Source organism: Nocardiopsis protaetiae, from assembly GCF_045446735.1.
GTDB lineage: Bacteria > Actinomycetota > Actinomycetes > Streptosporangiales > Streptosporangiaceae > Nocardiopsis > Nocardiopsis protaetiae.
Genome location: NZ_JBJJBV010000426.1, coordinates 1 through 3,939 on the forward strand (window position 1 = coordinate 1; position 3,939 = coordinate 3,939).

General features: G+C 71.3%; 3 protein-coding genes. 2 read left to right on the forward strand and 1 reads right to left on the reverse strand.

Translation table 11 applies throughout. From position 1 onward, the window contains the following. On the reverse strand, window positions 1-681 hold a 681-nt coding region (locus ACJOT3_RS33265), incomplete at its 3' end, for a dynamin family protein (protein ID WP_406977105.1). Between the two features lie 137 nt (window positions 682-818). Between ACJOT3_RS33265 and ACJOT3_RS33270 the strand changes: the two genes are divergently transcribed. Together ACJOT3_RS33270 and ACJOT3_RS33275 are read left to right on the forward strand one after the other, a co-directional pair. Then, a complete protein-coding gene (locus tag ACJOT3_RS33270; RefSeq protein ID WP_406977106.1) occupies window positions 819-1,148 on the forward strand; it encodes a GNAT family N-acetyltransferase in 330 nt (109 codons plus the stop codon). A 1,211-nt stretch (window positions 1,149-2,359) separates the two neighbouring features. Then, window positions 2,360-3,859: an MFS transporter gene (locus ACJOT3_RS33275; protein WP_406977107.1), complete on the forward strand. Its 1,500-nt coding sequence runs from the start codon at window positions 2,360-2,362 to the stop codon at window positions 3,857-3,859. The last annotated feature ends 80 nt before the right edge of the window (window positions 3,860-3,939 follow it).

The following is a 3,939-nucleotide window of genomic DNA, read 5'->3' on the forward strand; positions in this document are numbered from 1 at the left end:
GAGTTCCTCGGTGAGGAACTCGACCTGGCTCGCGGGCAGGATGTGGCTCTGCTGGCTCACGATGACGGCCGCGTCGGCCTCGGCGATCGCCGCGCGGGTCAGGCCCGCGTAGCCGTGGTTGGAGTCGCTGCCAGGGGTGTCGATGATCACGAGACCGCTGGCCAGCAGGGGTGAGGGGAAGGTGACGTGCACGGTTTCGATGAGCGGGGTGACCAAGGTGTCGGTCATGGCGGTACGCAGGACCTCGCGCAGCTCCATGGCGTCCAGTGCCCGCTTGACCTCTCCGGTGTCGCGGGGGCCGTCCCCGCCGGAGGGCCGGACCGGCCGGAGCCGTCCTTCCCCGACCGGTCCCTCCCCCTCCCAGCGTTCCCCGTCCCGGAAGTCGATCCGCAGCGTGAAGCGTCGGCCGTAGGCGATGCGCACGACCGCTGCGGTGGTCTCCTTGACGGCGGAGGCCAGCAGCTCGGCCTCCAGGAGCGCGTTGATGAACGTGCTCTTGCCGCTGCTGAACTCGCCCAGGACGGCGAGGTAGTAGCGGCGCTCGGCGAGGCGCTGCCGGGCCCGTTCCAGGCGGCCGTTCCACAGCGCGCGCCGCGGGTCGTCCTCGTCGTACAGGCCGAGCAGTCCCTCGGCGAAGTCGAGCCTTTCCCCGGCCGCCGTGACACCTGGCGCCATCCGCATCGCCGCTCCCCTCGTTCAAGAGAAGAGGACCACGGCACGAGCCCGGCGAAATAGCGCAAATGCTCGGTTCCGCAGAGGAATCCCCGATCCAGCGCGCCGCCCGGGATCGAAGGGGCGGATGCGGGCATGATGGGCCCATGACGGACGAGAAGGCCACGGTGGCCGAAGCCGCGGACCGGTACACGATCAGCGTCGACGGGGAGATCGCGGGGTTCACGAAGTTCGTGGACGCCGACGACCGGCGGCGCATCTTCTACCACACCGAGATCGACGAGCGCTTCTCCGGGCGCGGGCTGGCGGGCACACTGGTCGCCGAGGCCCTGGCGGAGACCCGCTCCCTGGGCCTGGGCATCGTCCCCGTCTGCCCCTATGTGGCCAGGTACGTCGAACGCCACCACGACTTCGACGACGCCCTGCTCAAGGCGACCCCCGACGACCTGGAGGTCGTGCGCTCGCTGCCCCACTGAGCGAACACGACCACCGTGGACGGCGGGAAGAGCATCCGGAGGTCGACGTCCAGCACCGCAGAAAGTGGCAGCAGCACGCGGCCCCCCACCCGACCCCAGGGGGTTACCCACCTTCCCCGGAACCTCAGCCCAGCCCGGCCACCCCTGCCACAGAGAGTGACGGCCACACGAGGCCTCCCGCCCCGACCCCAGGGGGTTACCCACCCGACCTGGGGTCCTCAGCCCCAGCCCGGCCACCCCCGCCGCAAGGGGTGACGGCCACACGCGGCCTCCCGCCCTGGCCCCGGGGGGTTGCCCACCTTCCCCGAGGCCTCAGTCCCAGCCCGGCCACCCCCGCCGCAAGGGGTGACGGCTACACGCGGCCTCCCGCCCCGGTCCCAGGGGGTTGCCCACCTTCCCGGGACCCCAGCCACAGCCGGAGTGCGTTGTGCCTCCCCCACCACAGAGGGTGACGGCCGCAGGAGGCTTCCCACCCCGGCCCCGGGGGGTGTCGGTAGAGCGGGACGGGACCCCGGCCCCAGGGGGTGAGACAGCAAGAGCAGGTTTCCAAAACCCCCGCCATCTGCGGAGGGCGGTCTGAAGGTCCGCACACGGTCGCGTTGGTCTCCACGGGTCACCCCTTGGGAACGTACAGACCCGGGCTGGGCGCGGAGCCGTCCCCACGGTACGACGCCCGGCAGACCAAAAAGACGTACGCGTCTCCTGCACGTCCCCGGTGGTGGGGGTTTTTCCAGGGGACGGGTCGGGGCACAGCGCACACCCCCGACCACACAGGTCCACGGAAAGACGCCCCGACTGTGAAGCCGCGGTTGCACAGACCTCGCTTGAAAGCCCAGACACCTGGCGTAGTAACCCCCGCCCTCATTGCCCTCCCCAGACACAGGGGGTGTCGGGAGGAAAAACCACAACCCCCACCCCAACCCCTCCCCGATGCGGCCAATATGCGCCGGAAGCGACGACACGGCGTACAGCGTGCGACGTATCCGCGCGTACGTGATCTCCCGCTGCCCCCGGTGCCCCCGGCGTCCCGGACCTCCCAGGGTCTCCCAGGCCCCCAGCCCTCCAGCCCCCCAGCCCCCAGGCCCAAAGTGATCCACGCCACGATCGGACGCCGGAGCGTGCCATCGGGATTGAACAGTGTTTACCTTGGCGGTGGACACCCCGGATACCCCGGACACCCCGGTCCGCCCCACCCCCTCCCCGGAGGTCCCATGTCATCCGCCCCGCGGATGCCCGCCTGGTTCACCACCGGCGTCCTCACCCTCTGCGGCATGATCGTCGCCCTCCAGCAGACCCTGGTCATCCCGCTGCTCCCCGACCTGCCCGAGATCCTGGGCGTCTCCGCCGACGACGCCTCCTGGCTGGTCACCGCCACCCTGCTGACCGGCGCCGTGGCCACCCCGATCGTCACCCGCATGGCCGACATGTACGGCAAGCGCCGCATGCTGCTGGTCTCGCTCGCGGTGATGACAACCGGGTCCCTCATCGCAGCACTGGGCGGAAGCGCAGCGCTGGGCGGAAGCTCGACACTGGGCGAAAACGCAGCACTGGGCGGAAGCTTCATACCGCTGCTGGTCGGACGCGCCCTCCAGGGATTCGGGACCTCCCTCATCCCTGTGGGCATCAGCATCATGCGCGAGCAGCTGCCCCGGGAGAGGCTGGCCGGAGGCATCGCCCTGATGAGCGCGACCCTGGGCATCGGCGGCGCGCTCGGACTCCCGCTGTCGGGGGTGCTCTACGGCGCGTTCGGGTGGACGTCCCTGTTCTGGTCCACCGCCGCCGTGGGCATCGCCCTCATCGTGCTCATCCGGCTGTCGGTGGCCGAGTCATCCCAGCGCTCCCCCGGCCGCTTCGACGTCCTGGGCGCCCTGGTGCTGTCCGTGATCCTGGTCTGCCTACTGCTGGTGCTGTCCAAGGGCGCCGCCTGGGGGTGGGGCGGTCCGCGGGTGCTCGTCCTGAGCGGGGTGTCGGTCCTCTTCCTTGCCCTGTGGATCCCGCTCCAGCTCAAGACCCGAGCGCCCATGGTGGACCTGCGCACGGCGGTGCTGCCGCCGGTGCTGCTGACCAACATCGCGTCGTACTTCGCCGGGTTCGCGATGTTCCTCAACGGCCTGGTCCTCACCCAGGAGCTCCAGGTGCCGACCGGCACCGGGTACGGCCTGGCCCTGCCGGTGGTCACCGCGGGGCTCCTCATGGTGCCGAGCGGGCTGATGATGCTGGTGTTCTCCCCGGTGGCCGGTCGCATGCTCAACCGGTGGGGAGGCCGGCCGACCCTGCTGGTCGGGCTGGTCGTCATGGGGCTGACCTACCTGGGCCGGGTACTGCTCCCCGGTTCCCTGGCCAACGCGGTGCTGGGGAGCACCCTGGTCAGTGTGGGCACCGCCATCTCCTTCGCGGCCATGCCGGTCCTCATCATGAGCGCGGTGCCCCGCGGCGCGACCGCCTCCGCCAACGGGATCAACTCGCTGGTCCGCTCCCTGGGCACCTCTTCGGCCAGTGCGGTGCTCGCGCTGCTGTTCGCCTCGCTGACGGTCACCGTGGCCGGTGTGCCCTACCCGTCGGCCGCGGGCGTGGACGCCGCGCTGTGGGCCGGGGTCGCGGCCTGTGGCCTGGGCACCGTTGTGGGGCTGTTCATCCCGGTGCGGGGGTACGAGGCCGAACCCGACCCGGAGCCTGCCGCGGAGTCCGCGGCGGCCGACCCCGCCCCCTGACCTCCCCTCCTCCCCTCCTCTCCCCTCCCCGCCCTGCCCCCACGCCCCGACCTCCGCTACCCCGCCCCCACGCCCTGCAC